This is a genomic window from Pseudoalteromonas sp. NZS71 (assembly GCF_015864715.1).
GTDB classification, from domain to species: domain Bacteria; phylum Pseudomonadota; class Gammaproteobacteria; order Enterobacterales; family Alteromonadaceae; genus Pseudoalteromonas; species Pseudoalteromonas arctica.
This window is the reverse complement of record NZ_JADYWS010000001.1, coordinates 1-19,991: the sequence shown is the minus strand read 5'-3', so window position 1 is coordinate 19,991 and position 19,991 is coordinate 1. Positions and strand designations below refer to the sequence as shown.

At 40.3% G+C, this 19,991-nt stretch carries 14 protein-coding genes; 12 read left to right on the top strand and 2 right to left on the bottom strand.

From position 1 onward, the window contains the following. Positions 1-4: 4 nt before the first annotated feature. The 3 genes from I6E85_RS00070 to I6E85_RS00060 all read left to right on the top strand — a co-directional run bounded on the left by I6E85_RS00070 (position 5) and on the right by I6E85_RS00060 (position 4,660). Positions 5-2,296, top strand: coding sequence for a xanthine dehydrogenase family protein molybdopterin-binding subunit (locus tag I6E85_RS00070; RefSeq protein WP_101217026.1), 2,292 nt, complete (start codon positions 5-7; stop codon positions 2,294-2,296). Positions 2,297-2,482: 186 nt separating this feature from the next. Beyond that, on the top strand, positions 2,483-3,454 hold the full coding sequence (moaA, locus tag I6E85_RS00065; protein WP_170071385.1) for a GTP 3',8-cyclase MoaA: 972 nt from the start codon (positions 2,483-2,485) through the stop codon (positions 3,452-3,454). Between the two features lie 168 nt (positions 3,455-3,622). Next, entirely contained in the window at positions 3,623-4,660 is a 1,038-nt protein-coding gene (locus tag I6E85_RS00060) for a GGDEF domain-containing protein (protein WP_197236437.1), read from the top strand. Between the two features lie 10 nt (positions 4,661-4,670). Here I6E85_RS00060 and I6E85_RS00055 read toward each other — a convergent pair whose 3' ends face one another. Further along, positions 4,671-5,609 carry a LysR family transcriptional regulator gene (locus tag I6E85_RS00055; RefSeq protein ID WP_076925596.1) on the bottom strand — a complete coding sequence of 313 codons (939 nt, stop codon included), beginning with the start codon at positions 5,607-5,609 and terminating at the stop codon, positions 4,671-4,673. A gap of 119 nt (positions 5,610-5,728) precedes the next feature. Between I6E85_RS00055 and I6E85_RS00050 the strand changes: the two genes are divergently transcribed. The 5 genes from I6E85_RS00050 (at position 5,729) to I6E85_RS00030 (ending at position 15,099) form a co-directional block, all read left to right on the top strand. Beyond that, a complete protein-coding gene (locus tag I6E85_RS00050; protein WP_197236436.1) occupies positions 5,729-6,898 on the top strand; it encodes an efflux RND transporter periplasmic adaptor subunit in 1,170 nt (389 codons plus the stop codon). 9 nt (positions 6,899-6,907) lie between these two features. Next, positions 6,908-10,060 (top strand): efflux RND transporter permease subunit, encoded by a 3,153-nt coding sequence (locus I6E85_RS00045; protein ID WP_007582022.1) that lies wholly within the window; start codon positions 6,908-6,910, stop codon positions 10,058-10,060. Then, entirely contained in the window at positions 10,053-11,465 is a 1,413-nt protein-coding gene (locus tag I6E85_RS00040; RefSeq protein WP_197236435.1) for a TolC family protein, read from the top strand. Before I6E85_RS00045 ends, I6E85_RS00040 begins: the two co-directional genes overlap by 8 nt. A 10-nt stretch (positions 11,466-11,475) precedes the next feature. Further along, a complete protein-coding gene (locus I6E85_RS00035) occupies positions 11,476-12,504 on the top strand; it encodes a zinc-binding dehydrogenase (protein ID WP_024599805.1) in 1,029 nt (342 codons plus the stop codon). A gap of 339 nt (positions 12,505-12,843) precedes the next feature. Continuing rightward, the gene (locus I6E85_RS00030) at positions 12,844-15,099 is read left to right on the top strand and encodes an acyl-CoA dehydrogenase (RefSeq protein WP_197236434.1); all 2,256 of its coding nucleotides are present in this window, start codon (positions 12,844-12,846) and stop codon (positions 15,097-15,099) included. Positions 15,100-15,290: 191 nt separating this feature from the next. Here the strand turns inward: I6E85_RS00030 and I6E85_RS00025 are convergent, their stop codons facing one another. Beyond that, positions 15,291-16,259 carry an integron integrase gene (locus I6E85_RS00025; RefSeq protein WP_165735938.1) on the bottom strand — a complete coding sequence of 323 codons (969 nt, stop codon included), beginning with the start codon at positions 16,257-16,259 and terminating at the stop codon, positions 15,291-15,293. A 304-nt stretch (positions 16,260-16,563) separates the two neighbouring features. Between I6E85_RS00025 and I6E85_RS00020 the strand changes: the two genes are divergently transcribed. The 4 genes from I6E85_RS00020 to I6E85_RS00005 all read left to right on the top strand — a co-directional run. Next, positions 16,564-17,397 carry a tyrosine-type recombinase/integrase gene (locus I6E85_RS00020; RefSeq protein ID WP_101162798.1) on the top strand — a complete coding sequence of 278 codons (834 nt, stop codon included), beginning with the start codon at positions 16,564-16,566 and terminating at the stop codon, positions 17,395-17,397. Beyond that, the gene (locus tag I6E85_RS00015) at positions 17,394-18,485 is read left to right on the top strand and encodes an IS91 family transposase (protein WP_197236433.1); all 1,092 of its coding nucleotides are present in this window, start codon (positions 17,394-17,396) and stop codon (positions 18,483-18,485) included. Before I6E85_RS00020 ends, I6E85_RS00015 begins: the two co-directional genes overlap by 4 nt. A gap of 328 nt (positions 18,486-18,813) precedes the next feature. After that, a complete protein-coding gene (locus I6E85_RS00010; protein WP_101163157.1) occupies positions 18,814-19,206 on the top strand; it encodes a hypothetical protein in 393 nt (130 codons plus the stop codon). 222 nt (positions 19,207-19,428) lie between these two features. After that, on the top strand, positions 19,429-19,991 hold a 563-nt coding region (locus I6E85_RS00005; RefSeq protein WP_197236432.1), incomplete at its 3' end, for a transposase.

Below are 19,991 nucleotides of genomic sequence, written 5' to 3'. Positions count from 1 at the left end.
GATAATGAAAAAATTATTTCAAAAAAATAGCGAAACCGTTAATTTAAATCGTCGTTCGTTTATGATTGGCACTGCTAGCGCAGGTTTAGTCATGGCGTTTGCCCCTGCGTTATTTTCGGGTTCGCTCAGTGCAAAAGAATCAATTGCGCAACAAGCTTTTTCACCCACTATTTGGTGGACTATGAGCACCGACGGCGCCGTAGAAGTAAGTATTGCAAAAGCTGAAATGGGTCAACATATTGGTACTGCTCTTGCGCGCATTGTGGCTGATGAGCTTGAATGTGATTGGGATAAAGTATCAATTACCTACGTAGATACCCATGAAAAATGGGGCTTTATGGTAACGGGTGGTTCGTGGTCTGTATTTCAAAGCTTCAAGCCATTATCTCAAGCCGGCGCTGCGGGTCGAATTGCATTAATAGAAGCCGGAGCTAAAATGCTCGGCGTGCCTGCAGACAAATGTCGTGCTGAAAAGGGCTATATTATTGCAGGCGAAAAATCGGTTAGTTATGCTGACATAGTTAAAAAAGGCGAGTTTAATCGTACATTTACCAGCGATGAAGTTGCAAACCTTCCACTAAAACCTGCTAATAAACGTCATTTAACTGGGCTTAAACAAGACTTTAAAGCGCTTGATATACCAGCCAAAACAAATGGTACCGCAGTATACGGGATAGATGTAGAAGTTGAAGGCATGCTGTACGCGCGACCAGTAATACCGCCAACCCGTTATGGCAGCACAGTAACAAACGTTGACGATAGTGCAGCAAAAGCTATTAAAGGTTACAAAGGCTATGAAATTTTAAATGACCCTAGTAACACAGTGCAAGGCTGGGTTGTTGTATTAGCTGATAGTTACCCAAGTGCCATTAAAGCAGTAGATGCTTTAAAGGTGAGTTACAAAAAGGGTGAGTCAGCAAATATATCTGAAGCTGATATTCAAAAAGAAGGTAAGCGATTATGCGAGCAACGCGACTCGGGTACTTTATTTGTTGATCAAGGCGATATAAAGAAAACTCAAGCAGACGCCAGTGAGTCGTTAGAATCAATGTATACCACAGCGACAGCGAGTCATTATCAGCTAGAGCCATTAAATGCGGTTGCAGAATTTAAAGACGGAAATTGGATTATTCATACAGGTAACCAGTGGCAGTCACTTACGTTACCAGCGCTTGCTAAAGCACTCGATATAGAACAAAACAAAGTAATTATTCGTCCTTATTATTTAGGTGGTGGTTTTGGTCGTCGATTATTTGGTGACTGGACTGTACCTGCAGCTCTAACTGCAAAAGCAGTAGGTAAACCAGTAAAGCTGGTATTTACACGAGCAGACGATAGTTTATTCGATCAGTCTCGTTCTGCATCTGCTGCAAAAATGACAGCGTCGTTTGATAAAAATGGTACTTTTACTGGTTTAGAGCATGCATTTGCTGCAGGTTGGCCTACTAAAGCAATGGCACCAGGGTTTTTATCACCGGGTGTTGATGGTAAAGGTAAATTTGATGCATTTTCGGCATCGGGCGCTGATCATTGGTATAGCATGAGCAGTCATCGTGCACGCGCTATTAATAACGAAGTTGCACAAAGCACCTTTACTCCAGGTTGGTTACGTTCAGTAGGGCCAGGTTGGATTGCTTGGAGTCTTGAGTCGTTTATTGATGAAATTGCCCATAAGCAAGGCAAAGATCCAGTTCAATTTAGAATTGAAATGTTAGACGGTAAAGGCAAGCAAGCAGGAAAAGCACCTGAGAGTGTAGGTGGAGCACTGCGCTTACGTAATGTGCTTAAAACAGTGTCAGACAAAGTAGCTTCTGTTAAATTAGCTAAAGATGAAGGCATTGGCTTTTCTGTAAGCTCAGGGCAAGAACGTACTATGCCAGCATGGCTTGCAACCGCAGCGCATGTTCATGTTAACCGTGATAGTGGTAAAATAACGCTTAAAAAGCTTTATGTTGTTGTAGATGCGGGCTTAATAGTTCACCCAGATGGCGCACTAGCGCAAATTGAAGGGTCGTTACTATGGGGCAGCAGCCTTGCATTGCATGAATCAAATACGTATAAAGATGGACAGGTATCAGCGACTAACTTTAATACTTATTTACCGCTAAGAATGCAAGACGTGCCAGATATTGACATTGAATTTTTACAAAGCGATGAATTTCCAGTTGGTTTAGGCGAACCTGGCGTTATAGGGGTGGCTCCTGCGATTGGTAATGCTGTATTTAATGCAGTAGGCGTGCGTTTACGTGACCTACCAATGAAGCCAAGCGAACTTAAAAAAGGCTTAGAAGCGTAAAACAAAAATAACTAAAGGGGTGTGCTTTATGCAGCCCTTTTTAGTTATTAAATATATTTATGTAATTATTATTTATGTATCAATAAGTAGCGTTGTTTATACCAATTCGCTTAATTAAATGATTAAGTATTATTGCAAATTGGTATTAGGTTATTATTACTTGTTGATATTAGTTAAGGTTTATTTATGCTAATCGACCCAACAGGGCGAGAGTTTAGTTACTTACGTTTGTCTATTACTGATGTATGTAATTTTAAGTGTGTTTATTGTTTACCAGATGGTTATCAGGGGGGGCCAGACCGTGGTTTTCTCACAATTGATGAAATTAGCAATACGCTTAAAGCGTTTGCGCACCATGGTATTGAAAAAGTAAGGATCACTGGCGGAGAGCCAACTCTTAGAAAAGACTTTATAGATGTTGTTCGCGCGGCAAAAGATGTCGCGGGCATAAAAAAAATTGCAATGACTACCAATGGTTTTTCTCTTCATAAGAATATCCACGACTGGGTAGATGCGGGCTTAAACGCCATTAATGTAAGTATTGATAGCTTAGATCCGCGCATGTTTAACACCATTACTGGGCATGACAAATTTACCTCAGTAATGAAAGGTATTGATACTGCGCTTGAAACGGGTATTGATTCGGTAAAAATAAACAGTGTGCTGATGAAGCAATACAACGCGAAAGAGTTTGATACATTTTTAAATTGGGTTAAACACCGTCCCGTTACTATTCGTTTTATTGAGTTGATGCAAACAAACGACAACAAAGCCTTTTTTGATGCTAACCATGTATCTGGGCAAGTTTTAAAAACTCAGCTATTGCAAACGGGTTGGCAGCAAGTTGCGCGTAGTGCATCAGCAGGTCCTGCTCAAGAGTTTGCTCATCCTGATTATCAAGGCAGAATTGGTTTGATCATGCCTTACAGCAACGACTTTTGTAGTACCTGTAACCGATTAAGGGTTACAGCAAAAGGGAACCTGCACTTGTGTTTGTTTTCTGAAGAGGGTATTTCGCTAAGAGAATATATGAACGACAGTTCAAACAGTAAATTAATGGCATTGCTATCTCGTTATATTAAAACCAAAAAGCCAACTCACCTTTTACACCAAGGCAATACAGGTATTACGACTAATTTATCAATGCTAGGTGGCTAGCTTTTAAAGCTACCTAGAAAAGTAAAAGCACTAAACGTGTTCCTAAAATACACTACATTATCCCTAAAAGGTAAATAACTGGTTGTATCTACATGGTTTTATATCAACAAAGCTTGTTAAATTGTATTTTCACGTTAAACTTACTTTTATTTTTATTAAGTGATTAGAATGGATATCGCCGCCCTTAATAGCACTAAATCATTAAGAAAAGACGTTCTGCGAGGAATGTGTCTTTGTTTTGGTTTTTTATCGGTAGGATTTGCGGGTTTTAATTTAACCGTAAATAACTTTCCATTGCTTGGCTATATCGAAATCTGTTTTTCTATTTATTGTATATTTACTTATATTTCACTTATACGCCGTCCACTACAGTTTTGGCAATCCTTGATAATGTGTGTGCTCATAACGCTAATTGTTATTTTGGGTACATCTTTAGCATCGCCTCGTAATGCTGTGTTTGTATGGTCGTTTGCATTACCTATTTTGTACTACCTGTTATTAGGTAAACAATACGGTGTAATTTTCTCTGCAAATTTATTAGTTATCCAAGTGTTTATTTTAGGGAGTAAGTCTACACTTGCCCCCTTTGAAAATTTTAACCTATCTCTTAATTTAATCTGTGCTTATTTTAGTATTTGGGCGATTTCTCATGTTTTTGAAGGGAGCCGCTCACATTTTTCAAAGCGCCTTAAAAATTTAGCATTACTTGATCCGCTAACGGGTGCAGGTAATCGCCTTTCAATGAACCACTACTTTGAAGTTGAACTACAAGATAAGTCACAGCTATATTTGTTTTTACTCGATTTAGACTTTTTTAAGCAGATAAATGATGAGCATGGTCATGGTGTCGGTGACCAAGTACTTATCGAAGTGGCCACTTTACTAAGAGTTGTGCTTGGTAGAGGGTACGTATTTAGAGTAGGCGGTGAAGAGTTTGCTTTATTTAGCTCTTTTGCTAATGAAGAGGCCGCACTTAATACCGCTGAACAAATAAGAGCACGTTTTGAAAATACAACATTTGACATTGACGGCCTTGCTATTAATGTGACAACAAGTATTGGTGTCGCAAAATTTAAAAGTACTAATTCATTGGAAAGCTTTGTAAACCAAGCGGATAAGCAGTTATACAAAGCAAAACAGTTTGGCCGCAATAAAGTGTATTGTAAGTTTAAACAAGAACACGACCGTGAGGCGGTAGTTGCTTAAGTAGGGTCACTTAGTACATTTGCTCAAAATTGGGGATCCCATTTTCCCAAATCGGTTTGTCTTTTCCTAAATGCTCGCGTACAGCATCAAAAAACAACCGGGTCCTTACTGGTAAATCTCGATGCGGATATACGGCATACATCGCACTAAACTCCATGAGTTTCACATCTGTTAATAAAGGCACTAGCTTACCTTGTATTATTTCATCACCAATAATAAATGCAGGGGCGACAAAGTAAGTTGTGCCCGATAATGTTTTCATTAACAATGACTCTGCATCGTTTGCACGAAACACACTTTTTATTTTTTGCTCGCAGCGTTCACCTTTACTATCGTAGTAATCTATAGCTTCTACTCGAATAGAATTACTGGCATAGCTTGCTGCTGGTAATTGCGCTAACTCTTCCATTGTTTTTGGCATACCATAAGTTTCAATAAACTGTGGCGCAGCTAAAATTAATAACCGGTTACGCGCTATTTTACGTGCAATAAGTGACGAATCTTTAGGCTCACCTACACGAAAAGCCAAATCAAATCCTTCAGAGACTATATCTACTAATCTATCGTCTAAACGCAGTTCAACTTCTACTTGAGGAAAGCGTTTTTGAAAATCATTAAGTACAGGTTGTAAATAACGACGACCAATAAGTGTTGATGAAGTGATTTTTAATACGCCACGCGGTTCTAAATGGTAGTTTTCAGCCATGCGTACGGTTTCGCCGAGCAGCTCTCTAAGCTCAGCGGCTTTTTTGATCATTTCGGCACCCGCCGCTGTGAGCGAAAATGAACGGGTAGTTCGATTAAGTAACCTAACGCCTAACTCATCCTCTAAACGGCTAATTTGTTTAGATATAACAGAGCGATCTATGTTGCGTATTTCTGCAGCTTTAGCAAAAGAGCCTTGCTCAACCACTTCAAGTAACATTAAAAGTCGACTTGTTGTATCCATTATTACACCTTAACTAATCTATTGATGCCATTTTGGCATTAATGAATTTAAAAATCTATGGTTTTTACACACGGGTTTAATCCGTATTATGCGAGGCTAATCAACAATGGAGCGTCTTCATGAACAAACATCTAATTGCTGCTGCACTTACTGCGGCATCTTTAACACTTGCGGGTTGTGCTGATGAGAGCACAGCTCAATCAGCACCTGCACAGCAACTTCAACCAATTGATGTAGCACAGGTGCTTGTTAAGCCGGTACAAAGCTGGCACACATATACAACGCGTTTAGAGTCTCCACAAGAAGTTGCTTTAATGCCGCGCGTATCGGGAATCATCGATAGCATTGAATTTAAAGAAGGCGATGTGGTTAAAGAAGGCGATGTTTTATTTCAATTAGATGCTCGCCCATTTGCTGCTGTGGTTGCTAGCTTAAAAGCGCAAATCAACAGTGCAGAAGCTGCCTTAGAGCAAGCTAAAAGTGAAGACAAACGTGCGGTACGTTTGTTAGACCGCAAGGCAATCTCAACTGAGCAAGCACAAGCGCGTACTTCAACACTGCGCCAACGCGAAGCACAGCTTTCTGCACTGCAAGCACAACTTACTTCAGCAGAGCTTGATTTAGAGTTTACGTCAGTAGTATCACCAATTGATGGCATTATTTCTCGCGCAAATATTACCAAAGGTAATAACATACTTGCGGGTCAAAGCGTATTAACGTCAATTGTTTCAAACCAAGCTATGTATGCTTATTTTGATGTTGATGAACGCACATGGAATAGCTCTTTCAATGATGTTACTGCTGCGAGCCATCAAACTGTTGTAATGCAAAAGGTCGGTCAAAACGATTTTGCATACAAAGGCTACATTAACTTTATTGATAACCAAATTAATTCATCAACGGGTACATTACGTGTACGTGCGGTATTTAATGAAAACAGCAACCAGTTACGCGCAGGCTCGTTTGCACGTATAAAGCTGGCTGCAAATTCTATTAGCGACGCGATTATTATCCCAGAACGTGCAATTGGTACCGACTTAAAAAATCGTTTTGTATTAACGGTTGGCGAAAACAACGTACTTGAATACAAGCTTATCACTACAGGTGAGCGTTACGGTGCATTACGTGCGGTTACATCAGGCCTTAATGAAGGTGATGTTATTGCCGTAAATGGCCCTGCTCGCGTAGGCCCTGGTATGCCAATCTCTCCGCAAACAGTAACAATTGATACAAGTGGTGTGGCATTTACATTGTTAAATGACAACGCACAACTTGTGGCTAAGCAATAAGGTTTATTGATGAAATTCTCGCATTTCTTTATACAGCGTCCAATATTTGCGGCCATGCTGTCATTGGTTATTTTAATTGCTGGTGGTATATCACTATTCCAATTACCAGTAAGTGAATACCCAGAAGTAGTTCCTCCAACAGTTGTTGTTACCGCCAACTACCCAGGTGCTAACCCTACCGTTATTGCGCAAACAGTGGCAACACCGCTGGAGCAAGAAATTAACGGTACTGAAAACATGCTATATATGTTTTCGCAAGGTACCAGTGATGGCCGCATGACACTAACGGTAACCTTTGCTTTAGGTACCGATTTAGACCGTGCTCAAGTACAAGTGCAAAACCGTGTAAACAGTGCGCTTCCGCGTTTGCCAGAAGAAGTACAACGTTTAGGTGTTGTGGCTGAAAAGTCATCACCAGATTTAACCATGGTAGTGCATTTATACTCACCTGAAAAAACGCACGACACAGCTTACTTATCTAACTATGCCGATTTAAACATTAAAGATGAAATTGCGCGTTTACCGGGCGTAGGTGATATTCGCATGTTTGGTGCTGGCAAATACTCAATGCGAGTATGGCTAAACCCAGATGCACTTGCTGCACGCGAATTAACAGCAACAGATGTAGTGACAGCACTTCGCTCGCAAAACCAGCAAGTTGCTGCAGGTAGCTTAGGTGCGCAACCAATTTCAAACGACAGTCAATTTCAAATATTGTTAAACGTTAAAGGTCGTTTAAACAGTATTGAAGAATTTGAACAAGTTATTATTAAAGTAGGCGACGAAGGTCAGTTAACGCGTTTATCTGATATAGCCCGTGTTGATTTAGGTCAAGACACTTACGCACTGCGTGCAGAGCTTGATAACCAACCAGCTCTTGCAATGCCAATATTCCAACGCCCAGGTTCAAACGCTATTGAGCTTTCCGATCAAGTACGTGAAACAATGGCGCGCTTATCTAAAGATTTTCCTACTGGTGTTGAATACGACATTGTGTACGACCCTACGGTATTTGTTCGCGGCTCAATTGACGCGGTAATTGCAACGTTGCTTGAAGCAATTGTACTGGTAGTTATTGTTGTTATTGTATTTTTACAAACGTGGCGTGCATCAATTATTCCGCTAATTGCTGTGCCTATTTCGCTCATTGGTACGTTTGCCGTAATGCAGTGGTTAGGTGTCTCAATTAATACCTTGTCGTTGTTTGGTTTAGTATTGGCCATAGGTATTGTTGTAGATGATGCGATTGTAGTTGTTGAAAACGTAGAGCGTAATATTGAAAAAGGCTTATCGCCACTTGAAGCAACCCGCGTTGCAATGAGCGAAGTAACAGGGCCTATTATTGCCATTGCGCTAGTACTAAGTGCTGTATTTATTCCTACTGCGTTTATTACCGGTTTATCAGGTCAGTTTTATAAGCAATTTGCACTTACAATTACAATTTCGACTATTATCTCAGCATTTAACTCATTAACGTTATCGCCTGCGCTTGCTGCATTGTTATTAAAATCGCACGATGCAAAACCAGATGCCTTCACACGTTTACTTAATAAATTGTTTGGTCGTTGGTTGTTTAAACCATTTAACCGCGTATTTAACCGTGGTGCTAAAGGTTACGAAAAACTGGTACAAAAACTAATTCGTATGACCGTTGTTGTAATGGTGGCTTACATCGCACTTGTTGGCGGCACAATTAAGTTATTTGATACCGTACCAGGTGGCTTTATTCCACAGCAAGATAAACAGTATTTAGTGGCTATTGCGCAGTTACCTGACGCATCAAGCCTTGATCGTACTGAAGACGTACTTGCTCAAATGCAGCAAATTGCATTAGAAGTACCAGGCGTTGCACATACTGTTGCTTTTCCTGGCTTATCAGTGAACGGTTTTACGAATAGCCCTAACAGCGGCATTGTATTTACACCACTTGAGAGCTTTGATAAACGTACCGACCCAAGCCAATCAGCGATGGCGATAGCGGCGCAGTTGAATAAACGTTTTGCCGCCATTGATGAGGCATTTGTAGCGGTATTTCCACCGCCGCCAATTCAAGGTTTAGGGACTACCGGTGGTTTTAAACTGCAAATAGAGGACAGAGCTAATAAAGGATTTGAAGCACTATTTAATAGTCTGCAAGCCGTAATTACTAAAGCGCAACAAGACCCTGCATTAATGGGCCTGTACTCAAGTTTCCGTATCCAAGTTCCACAAATGGATATTGATATTGACCGTGAGCAAGCGCTTATTCAAGGTATTCCACTTGATGAAGTATTTAACGCACTGCAAATTTACTTAGGCTCTGTGTACGTAAATGACTTTAATATGTTTGGTCGTACGTACCAAGTAAATGCACAGGCCGATGCTGACTACCGCTTAGACCCTGATCAAATACTTAATTTAAAAGTACGTAACCGCTCAGGTAATATGGTGCCACTGGGATCTGTACTAACTGTAACACCAACAATTGGTCCTGACCGTGTTATGCATTACAACGGTTACCCAAGTGCAGAGCTAAATGGTAGCCCAGCGCCAGGTTATAGTTCTGATCAAGCACAAGTTGCTATTGAAAAAGTACTCGCAGACACACTACCAACAGGTATTGAATATGAGTGGACTGAAGTAACGTACCAACAAGTACTTGCCGGTAACACCATGGTTTATGTATTCCCGTTAGTTGTATTACTTGTATTTATGGTACTTGCAGCGCAGTACGAGAGCTTACGTTTACCACTGGCAATTATATTAATTGTACCAATGACTATTTTCTCAGCCTTGTTAGGTGTGTGGTTTGTTGGCTCTGACAACAACATATTCACTCAAATAGCGTTAATAGTACTGGTCGCGTTGGCTTCTAAAAATGCAATATTGATGGTTGAGTTTGCAAAAGATAGACACGACTCAGGCTTATCGCACTTAGAGGCAATACTTGAGGCATGTCGTATGCGCTTGCGCCCAATATTAATGACCTCAATTGCATTTACAGCAGGTGTTGTACCGTTAGTACTTGCCACCGGTGCAGGCGCCGAAATGCGACACGCAATGGGTAACGCAGTATTCTCAGGGATGATAGGTGTAACCGTGTTTGGCCTATTGTTTACGCCGGTATTTTATATGTTAGTGACTAACAAAAAAGAGAAAGCGCAGGAGAATACTCATGACTAAATTAATGCAAAAAAGACTTAAAACAAGTCTGACCGCCAGTGCAGTATTAGTCGCTGCGTTTTTAGCCGGGTGTGCGAGTAAAATAGACACCATGAGCGAGCAAAAAGCCGTTAACGAATTTGTTGCCAAAGCTAATATTGCTAGTAACGTTAGCGTTGCTGATGAAACAAACTGGTGGAAAAAGCTTAATTCTGATCAACTAAATGAGCTTGTTACCGGTGCGCTTGCAAATAACTATAATTTGCAAACAAGCCAGCTAACACTTAAAAGTGCATTAGCGCGACTAGGAGAGCAAAAAGCCCAGTACCTTCCGCAAGGTGGCGTAAATGTTGGCGCAGCTCGAAGCGATGCACCAAGCGTTTATGACCGTCAATCAAGTGCAAACGTTGCACTTGATTGGCAGCTAGATTTATTTGGTCGTATAACGGCGTTGGTTGATGCTGCAAATGCATCAGCCATGAGCCAAGCAGAGCAAGTACGTTTACTGCAAATTGAAGTTGTTTCGTCAGTCGTTAAAGGCTTTGTAAGTTATCAAGGAAATGTTGAAAAACAACACATTGTTACGCTTCAAATAGAAGCGCTTGAGCAAAGTATTGACGTTCTTCAAGCTCGCGTTGACGAAGGTGTAGCAAATGAGCTTGATTTAAATCGTACGATGGCGCAGCTTAGGCAGCAACAAGCACTAATGCCTGCTATTGAATATGCAAAATACAGCGATTTATCTGCACTTGCAGTACTAAGCGGTAAGTTAACGCAAAATATTGCTATTGAAAACGAGCAAAGCGTGCTGGAACGTGACTTTAGCGTCGCACTAAAAAACGCTAATAATGCCATTGCCTTACGTCCAGATATTAGCCGTGCACTATTTGACTTTAGCCAAGCAAATAGTTTAAGTGTTGCAGCGAGCAAAGCGTTATTACCCGATATTAGCTTATCTGCATTTGCAGGGGTTGTGAGTATAGATAGCACAGGCTTAAAAAATACCGATCAACAGTGGCAAATAGCGCCGCAGTTACAATGGTCGTTATTAAGCTACCCAGCATTATTAGCACAGCGCGACGCGCAGCAGTTTTTAAGTGAAGCCGCTTACAGCGATTATCAACAAGTGGTATTAACTGCACTAAGTGAAAGTGAACTTTCACTGCAATTGTTGGTCAATCAAGCACAGCAAAAACGCTTTGCCGACGAACGCTATGACTTTGCTAATAAAGCATTTTTACAAGCACAAGCAATGTATGAAGAAGGTCAAATTCCTTATCTTGAGTTGTTAGATGCGCGCCAGGATGTTTTAATAGCACAAGAAAATGCTGTTGAAACAACAATCACTTCACTGCTTGCCAAAGTAAATGCTTACCAGTCATTTAATGGCCAATGGAGTTATGCGTTAAACGACACTAATAAGTAGAGTTATATTGATGCCAAATACTGAAAATTTACATGAATACATTATCCCGCAAACGATGCGCGCTATTGTACTGCCAGAACCAAATGAAGCAATTGACTTAGCGGATGCTGAGCTGCCTGTTCCTATTTGTGCAGATAACGAGCTGCTTGTAAAAGTAGAGTACGTTGGTTTAAATCCAGTTGATGGTCAATTTGCTAAAACAGGCTTTTGTAAGTGGCAGTATCCACACATTTTAGGCTTAGATGCCGTAGGTGTTGTGGTTAAAGCTAATAAAGGTGTGTTTCCAAATGTTGGCGAGCGGGTTATGTGGCATGCCAACATTGGTGAGCAAGGTGCTTTGAGCGAATACACCAAAGTACCTAACTTTGCAGTGTCGGTTGTGCCAAGCAGTTTAAATCCGGCCATTGCAGCAACACTTCCATGCGCCGGTATGGCAGCACTTATCAGCTTAGATAAAATAGGCATTAGTGAAGGCGATACTATTTTTATTGAAGGCGGAGCCGGAGCGGTAGGGCAGTTTGCTATTCAATATGCAAAACAGCGCGGTGCAGATGTATTTACCACGGCATCAAAGCGTAACCATAAATTGGTTAAGCAGCTAGGCGCTGATGTGGTTTTTGACTATAGCGATAAAAAGCTATGCGAAAAAATCCGTAGAGAACTTGGCCCACAAGGTTTTGACGCGGTTATTGATACGATAGGTGGAGAGTGTACTCAGCGTAATATTGAGTTAATGCGTTTTTGCGGACGTATTGCCTGCTTAAATCCGCTACCTTGTTTTGATCAAGACTTAATGTATCACCGAGCGCCCAATATTAGCGTTGTATCGATTGGTGGTGCATGGCTTGCTAATAGTTTATGTGCACAACAACGTTTGAGTTTTATGGGCAACTTGTTACTTGAAGGAGCTGTTAGTGGCGACATTAAACACCCAGAAATAACGCCCGTAGATTTTAGTGCAGAGTCAGTATCGCAAGCACTTAATAAACAACTTGCTGGTGGTTTTACCGGCAAGCAAGTTGTTAAAGTTGCTAAGTGAAGCGCTTATACAATTTGATTTAAATTTAAGTAGTTTTAGCTAGATTAACTGATAATGTAGCCTCTACAAATTGAATAAAAACGCAGCCTATTTGTGCTGCGTTTTTTTATGCCCATCAAAAAATAGATACAGCGCTAGCGCTTTTGCTGTTTTATTCATCATTTTAGTTAAAATACTTTTTTTCAGCGTACAGCTGTAAGCCTTTGTGTTTCAACAGTTTACGTTCAGGTAAAGAAAATAAATTGAAAAAACTGTTAATTAATTGAATAGAGTAATTGATCTAAACGATTTTTTATGACGTAATGTAGGTATTATTTAGCTGGTCGGATGAGTTCAATCATGAGTTTACGTACAAAACTAAAAAAAGTATTACCAAGTATTTCTATCACAGAACAAGAAGCGCTAGACGCGGGTGATGTATGGCTTGAAGGTTCTATCTACCAAGGTAAGCCTGATTTCAGTGCACTTCGCGACGTACCTGCTGCTAAATTAAGCGCAGACGAGCAAGCATTCTTAGACGGTCCAGTAAAAGAGTTACTGGGCATGATTGACGATTCAGTGATTCAAAACGGCATTCATTTACCAAATGACATCTTAGAATTTTTGAAAAAAGAGCGTTTTTTCTCGCTTATCATTCCTAAGTCGTTTGGTGGTTTAGAGTTTAGCCCTTATGCAAACTCTACTATTGTTGGCACAATTGCGACTAAAAGCTCAGCAGTAGCGGTAACCGTCATGGTTCCTAACTCGTTAGGCCCGGGTGAGTTATTACTTCACTTTGGTACGCAAGAACAACAAGCGCATTACTTACCACGCCTAGCAAATGGTACAGACATTCCATGTTTTGCATTAACAAGCCCAGAAGCGGGTTCTGATGCAGGTGGCATTCCAGACATTGGTACAGTAACTAAAGGCATGTACAACGGTGAAGAAGTACTTGGCCTTGAGATAACATGGGACAAGCGCTACATAACGCTTGCACCTATTGCTACTGTACTTGGTTTAGCCTTTAAAGTAATGGACCCTAATGGTTTATTAGGTGGTAAAGAAAGCTTAGGTATTACCTGTGCACTAATTCCAAAAGAGCACCCAGGTGTAGAGCTTGGTAATCGTCACGACCCAATGGGTATTCGTTTTTACAACGGTACTACACGTGGTAACAAAGTATTTGTACCAATGGACTTTGTTATTGGCGGGCAAAAAAATATCGGCCGTGGTTGGCAAATGCTGGTTAGCTGTTTAGGTGCTGGCCGTGGTATTTCATTACCTGCGCTAGGTGTTAGTACAGCACAAGTTGCATTTAAATCAGCATCTGAATACGCAGCAGTGCGTGAACAGTTTGGTTTAGCCATTGGCCAGTTTGAAGGTATTCAAGAAAAACTAGCTGACATTGCAGGTAAAACATACCTACAAGAAGCAATGCGCGTACTTACAACTGAAGGCTTAGGCATGGGCTTAAAACCATCAGTAGTAACCGCAATCGCTAAATACCACATGACAGAGCTTGGTCGCGACGTGCTTGATTCAGCAATGGATATTCAAGCGGGTAAAGCGATTCAAAATGGTCCACAAAATACATTAGCAAGTGGTTATGTTGCTCAGCCGATTGCCATTACGGTAGAAGGCGCGAACATTCTTACACGTAACCTAATGATCTTTGGTCAAGGTGTTATGCGTTGTCACCCATATTTACAATCTATGGTTGAGTCAATTCACAGCGAAGACAAAGGCGCAGATAAAGAATTTAACGGCATTTTACGTAAAACAATTGGTTACAGCACAGCAAACAGCTTACGTGCTTTTCGCCTTGGTGTTTTACCATTTACAGCAAGTGCAAACTCTGAATTACCAGAAGTACGCGACTACGAAAAAGCTGTGCATAAATTATCAGCTAAATTAGCGGTATATGCAGACTTCTCGTTACTGGTACTTGGCGGTAAATTAAAACAAGCAGAAATGCTATCGGCACGTTTAGGTGATGTAATGAGCTTCTTATATGCAGCTATGGCATCAATTAAATACTACGAGCAAAAAGTATCAAGTAGTGACCGTGAGCAAGCAGCGCCGTATTTCCATTACGCGACTCGTTTTGCACTACAAAGTGCTGAAGAAGCATTGCATAAGTTTTTAGATAACTTCCCTGCAAGTGGTACACGTAAGTTTATTCGTTTCATTACAATGAACTACTCAACTAAAATGCCAAAAATTAGCGATGATTTAATCCGCGAACTAGCTAAGCAAGCTCAGCTAGATACCGCATTTAAAGCGCAAATTACGCATTTAGTTAAACCAGTAGTAGGCGATGGTCATCATATTAATGAGCAAGCTTACAAAGCTAAAATGGCATCACTTGGCGAGCTGGCTAAAGTTAAAAAAGCACTACGTGCTAAAGTAATTAAACCAGGTATACGCTTTAACATCACGCTTGATAACGCACTAGCGGCAAACGTAATCACGCAAGCTGAACACGTTCAGTTAATTGATTACAACATCAAACGTGAAAAAGCGATTCGTGTAGATGAGTTCGATTTTGATATGAATCTACTAGACGATAACGCACAGCCGATTAATCCGCTTAAAAGTGTAGTTAATCAGTAAGTTAAAGTAACAATATTCAATGATGCAAAGCGCCCGTAGTATCGGCGCTTTTATTTTTGATTAAAAAATTAGTGTGGAGCCCCGTTTGTGTAAAAACAAGCGGGGCTTTTTTTATGTGTTTTAAAGTAGTAACAGATGGCAGTATTGATTTGTAAACAAGTATGTATTTTTAGGGTGTTGAAAAGAAAAGTTTATAATCTTGAAAAAGGGCTAACAACCCCGTTAGCGCCTTGCTGTAATACATGAGTATATATTTGTGTGGTTTTAACATCAGAATGGCCAAGCTGAGCTTGAACAGTTCTTATATCGGCGCCATTTTGCAGTAGATGAGTAGCAAAAGAGTGTCTTAATGTATGAGGTGTTATTATTTTTGTTAACCCTGATTTTTGGACGGCTTTTTTAACCTCTTTTCTAATACAAGAGTGATGAAAATGATGTCGTCTTATTTCACCACTTTGAGGATCTGAACTTAATATATGAGAAGGAAATAAATACTGCCACGCAAGCGATTTTGCGGCACTTGGATATTTTTTTGTTAAAGCATATGGCATCCATACGCCAGAATATTCCGTATTATTTAAATCCAGTTTTAAATAGTCATCAACGTTCAAAATTTGATTTCTCAGCATAGGAATTAGCTCTGTGGCCAGCGTAACAATGCGGTGTTTATTACCTTTTCCATTCCATACTTGAATGCATTTATAATCAAAATCAATATCTTTCACCCTTAATTGCACCGCTTCCATTACTCTTAAGCCACTTCCATACATAAGGGCTGCAATTAAATAATAGCGCTTATTTAAATGAGCCATCAACATTTTAACTTCCTCTGGGGTCATCACTACAGGGAGCTTTGCTTGTTTTTTACTACGGGCAAAATTTAAATTTAATGAGAGTTCTTTTTTTATTATGTGCTTGTATAAAAATGACAATGAATTGAGTGCGGTAGCTTGCGTACGTGGTGCAACGTTTTGCTTTAACACTAAATGTTCTAAGTAGCGTTCGACTTCATTGTCCCCCATTGAGGCGGGATGGCGTTTATTATGAAAATGGATATAAGATGCAATCCATCTTAGGTAGGTATCGACGGTGCGTAATGAATATTGACGAACTAGCATATATTCAGCTATGTAATTTAAAAATGGGGAACGTGTTTTCATACTATTACCAACAATAGTGCTGTTTTTATATACAGTATAGTTGTGATGCACACATATTCAAGAAAATGAGCGGCGAGCGCATTTTGTCTTTTATTGAGAGTTTGAGTGCTAATAAAAATTATATATAGCAATGTATTAAGTTATTTGGTAAAAAAGATTTATAAAAAACATGAGCGTATCGTTGGCAGAAATATGCGCGATGAGCGCACTATTAAATTGTTGAACTAAGCCGCTACGCGGAGATCCTATTCTGACCATTTGAGCCACACTTACCTTGGGGTTATCCCATATTTGGAGGTAAGTAATGAATACACTCATTGAACAAGTCAAAACTGAAATAGCCTATCTTGGTTATTCACAAAGTACCTGTAAAAGTTACTGCGAGCATTTACTTAAACTCAGCCATTATTTTAATAAACCACTCGATTTAATTACTGATGATGAGCTGAATATCTTTTTTAAAGATCCCGCTATTCGCAAGCTCTCCAGAGCGAGTCAAAAAATACAAATAAACAGCATTTGGTTTCTGTTTAAGAATATTTTACATCGCCCACTGAACTTAGACATAGCCTTGCCTAAAGCAAAACCTCGGGCACCTACTTATTTATCGCGTGATGATATTCGACGACTTATAGAAAGTTGCACGGATATGCGCTTAAAAACATTGATAGTGGTGTGTTATGGATGTGGTTTGCGTATTGGCGAACTGCTGCGCATCAAAGTGCAAGACATCGATGGACAGCGTAAAACCATTTTAATTGAACATGGTAAAGGAGATAAGTCACGCTATGTTGTTGTATCAGATAGCGTGCTAAATCAATTACGTTGCTATTGGAAAATGTATCACCCAACGGGCTGGATGTTTTATTCACGATGGTTAATGGATAAACCCATGTCACCCTCAAGCTTCAGAAAGGCATTGAAAAAACATGCACAAATGTGTGGTTTAAAGCACTGTAATCCACATGTATTACGCCATGCTTATGCAACACATCAACTTGAGTTAGGGATGCCGCTTCATCAACTTCAACATCAGCTTGGTCACAGTGACATTAGAACCACGCAAAGTTACTTACACTGGTTACCTGAATTAGGGCATGGTGGTATTGATTTACTCGCAAGTTGGGGAAACCAATGAGCGGCTTGCACCTCGCTGATATTTTAAATTCTGGCCTTGGGAATTATCGGCAGCACCACATAATGAGTTATCAGCAGTTACGAGTCTGCCAACACCTTCAATCATGCAGAACGGGACAGCTCGGTTATCAAGCATGGCAATGTGATAACTGTAGTGAAGTACAACAAATTGGATGTAGCTGTCGAGATCGACATTGCCCACGTTGCCAAGGTATGGCAACGGCTAAATGGGTGCAAAGACAACAAGAGGATTTATTATCGTGTCGCTATTTCCACCTTGTTTTTACGCTCCCGCATGAGTTAAATATCATTGCGCACTACAACCCAAACGCGTTGTATCACTGTTTATTTAAAGCCGCATGGCAAACGCTGTGTAAATTTGCGAAACGAAAGAGGCATGGCCAGCTAGGCATGACAAGCGTACTGCATACGTGGGGGCAGAACTTAAGTCAGCATATTCACCTGCATTGCTTGATATCCGCAGGCGCGCTTGATAAAGCGCACTGGGATGAAATAGAAAAAGGCTATTTATACCCCGTTAAAGCATTATCAACAGTGTTTAGAGGGAAAATGCTCGCGGCGCTCAATGAATGCGATAGTTCATTCGCGAAGGTAAGCACACCAACCAAATGGTGCGTGTATAGCAAAGCCTGTTTAACGTACAGTGAAAAGTTAGTCAGTTACCTTGCACGTTATACCCGAAAAGGCGTGATGTCAGAATCGCGATTAGTGTCAGCGACTGAAGAAACAGTGAGCTTTAAATACCGCGATTATGCAGATAACAACCGCGATAAAGTCATGACTCTGAGTTGTGATGAATTTTTACGGCGCTACTTACAACATGTATTGCCCAAAGGGTTTATGCGCATTCGCCACTATGGCTTTTTAGCTAATGCATGTCGCAAGCGAAAGTTAGGGTTAATAAAGGCTCAAGTATCAGCAACCCCATGCAAAGCGGTGAAGCCGAAGGTAGAGCAAGAACGATTAATACCCCATTGGTCTTGCCAGTCATGCAAGACGGGTACCTTACGATTTATTGGTGTGATGAATTTAGATGAGGCGACAAATAAAATAGCGCGAACGAGTTAGCAGCCTTGCTTGCTGCATCAAATCAATAAGTTAACCTGCTTAATTGCTCAGGCTAATAGCGACTATGCGAGCGAAAAATATCCTTGCTTAACGGTTAAACATTCGGTTTAATGAATAGATAATAAACGCTGAGCAATGCAGGGAAAGCTTAAATTATAATAGGTAAGCTTATTAAATTAGCTGATTTAGCTAGAGCCTCTAAAAAGCAAATTCCCATAGCATAAACAACACCAACTCTGACACACCGAGCAGGTAGCGCCTCAGTCCAACAAGCGATTATGCAACACAAACTGCGTGTCGCATAAATACTAAAGTGTTAGGCATATCGATGGATCGCAAATATATTACTGCTGGAGTTATTTTTATAGTTTGCTTTTTAAGCTTATTTTTCCTGCCTGTTTTAGCTGTTTACACTAATAGTTTTATTCCTCGGCTCGTTAGTAATTATATGTTTTTTTGGCCTCAATTAAGTTTGCCATATGATAGTTTAGTGATACGAGAGGCTTATAAAAGCAATCTAGTATTTTCTCCTTTTATAGCAAATATATTAAATATCTTTCAGTGGCTTGTTTTAACTGTATTATTTAGCCTTGCCACATCAAATATGAGCAATAAAAAGTATCAAATTGGTTTGTCGTTTATCATCATTATGCTTTTTCCAATAATACTTAGTTTTTTGGTAAATTTATTGGGTTATACGATAGAGCTAGATGGGTTGTAAATATGCCTAACAAGCTGTTAAACAAGGACAAAAAACAGTTGGTTTTTGCTCCTTCGTCGCTTATTTTAACCAACTATTTTATTGCCTGTTAACAGGGCGTTGAGGTTGTAGAATTACTCTTTTTAGGAACGTATTCTACTATTTCAAATTGATTGCTTTTTAACCTTGAACCCATCCGTTCGCTGTGATCTAATAGATATTATTCACCCACGGTAAACCGTTATGGCTAACTACAAGCCTGACTTATCCTGTCAAAATAAATTCATTCCTATCAATTTCGCTGAGCAAATTTTGCCTGGCACCTTTGAGTATGCCCTTTGTTATATTATCGAAAATAAGCTCGATTTATCGGGATTTGACGCGTGGTACAACAATGACAAAACGGGCGCTGCTGCGTATCCACCTTCGGTAATGCTAAAGATTATTTTACTGGGCTATGCACATGGTTTGATCAGTAGCCGCAGAATTGCTAAAGCGTGTGAGACGAACATTTTATTCATGAGTGTGTCGGGAGATATCCAGCCACATTACACATCTATAGCGGGTTTTGTGGCTAAAATGCATGAACAGATTGAGCCGCTTTTTACGCAAGTGCTGATGATATGTGATGAGGAAGGCTTGATAGGCCGCAACATGTTTGCCATTGATGGGTGTAAATTAAAGTCCAATGCGAGTAAAGAGTGGAGCGGCACATTCGATGAGCTAGGTCGCAAAAAAGCAAAACTAGAACGCGCAAGCAAACGTATTATTGAACGCCACCAATCACAAGATGGACTGGGCGAAGA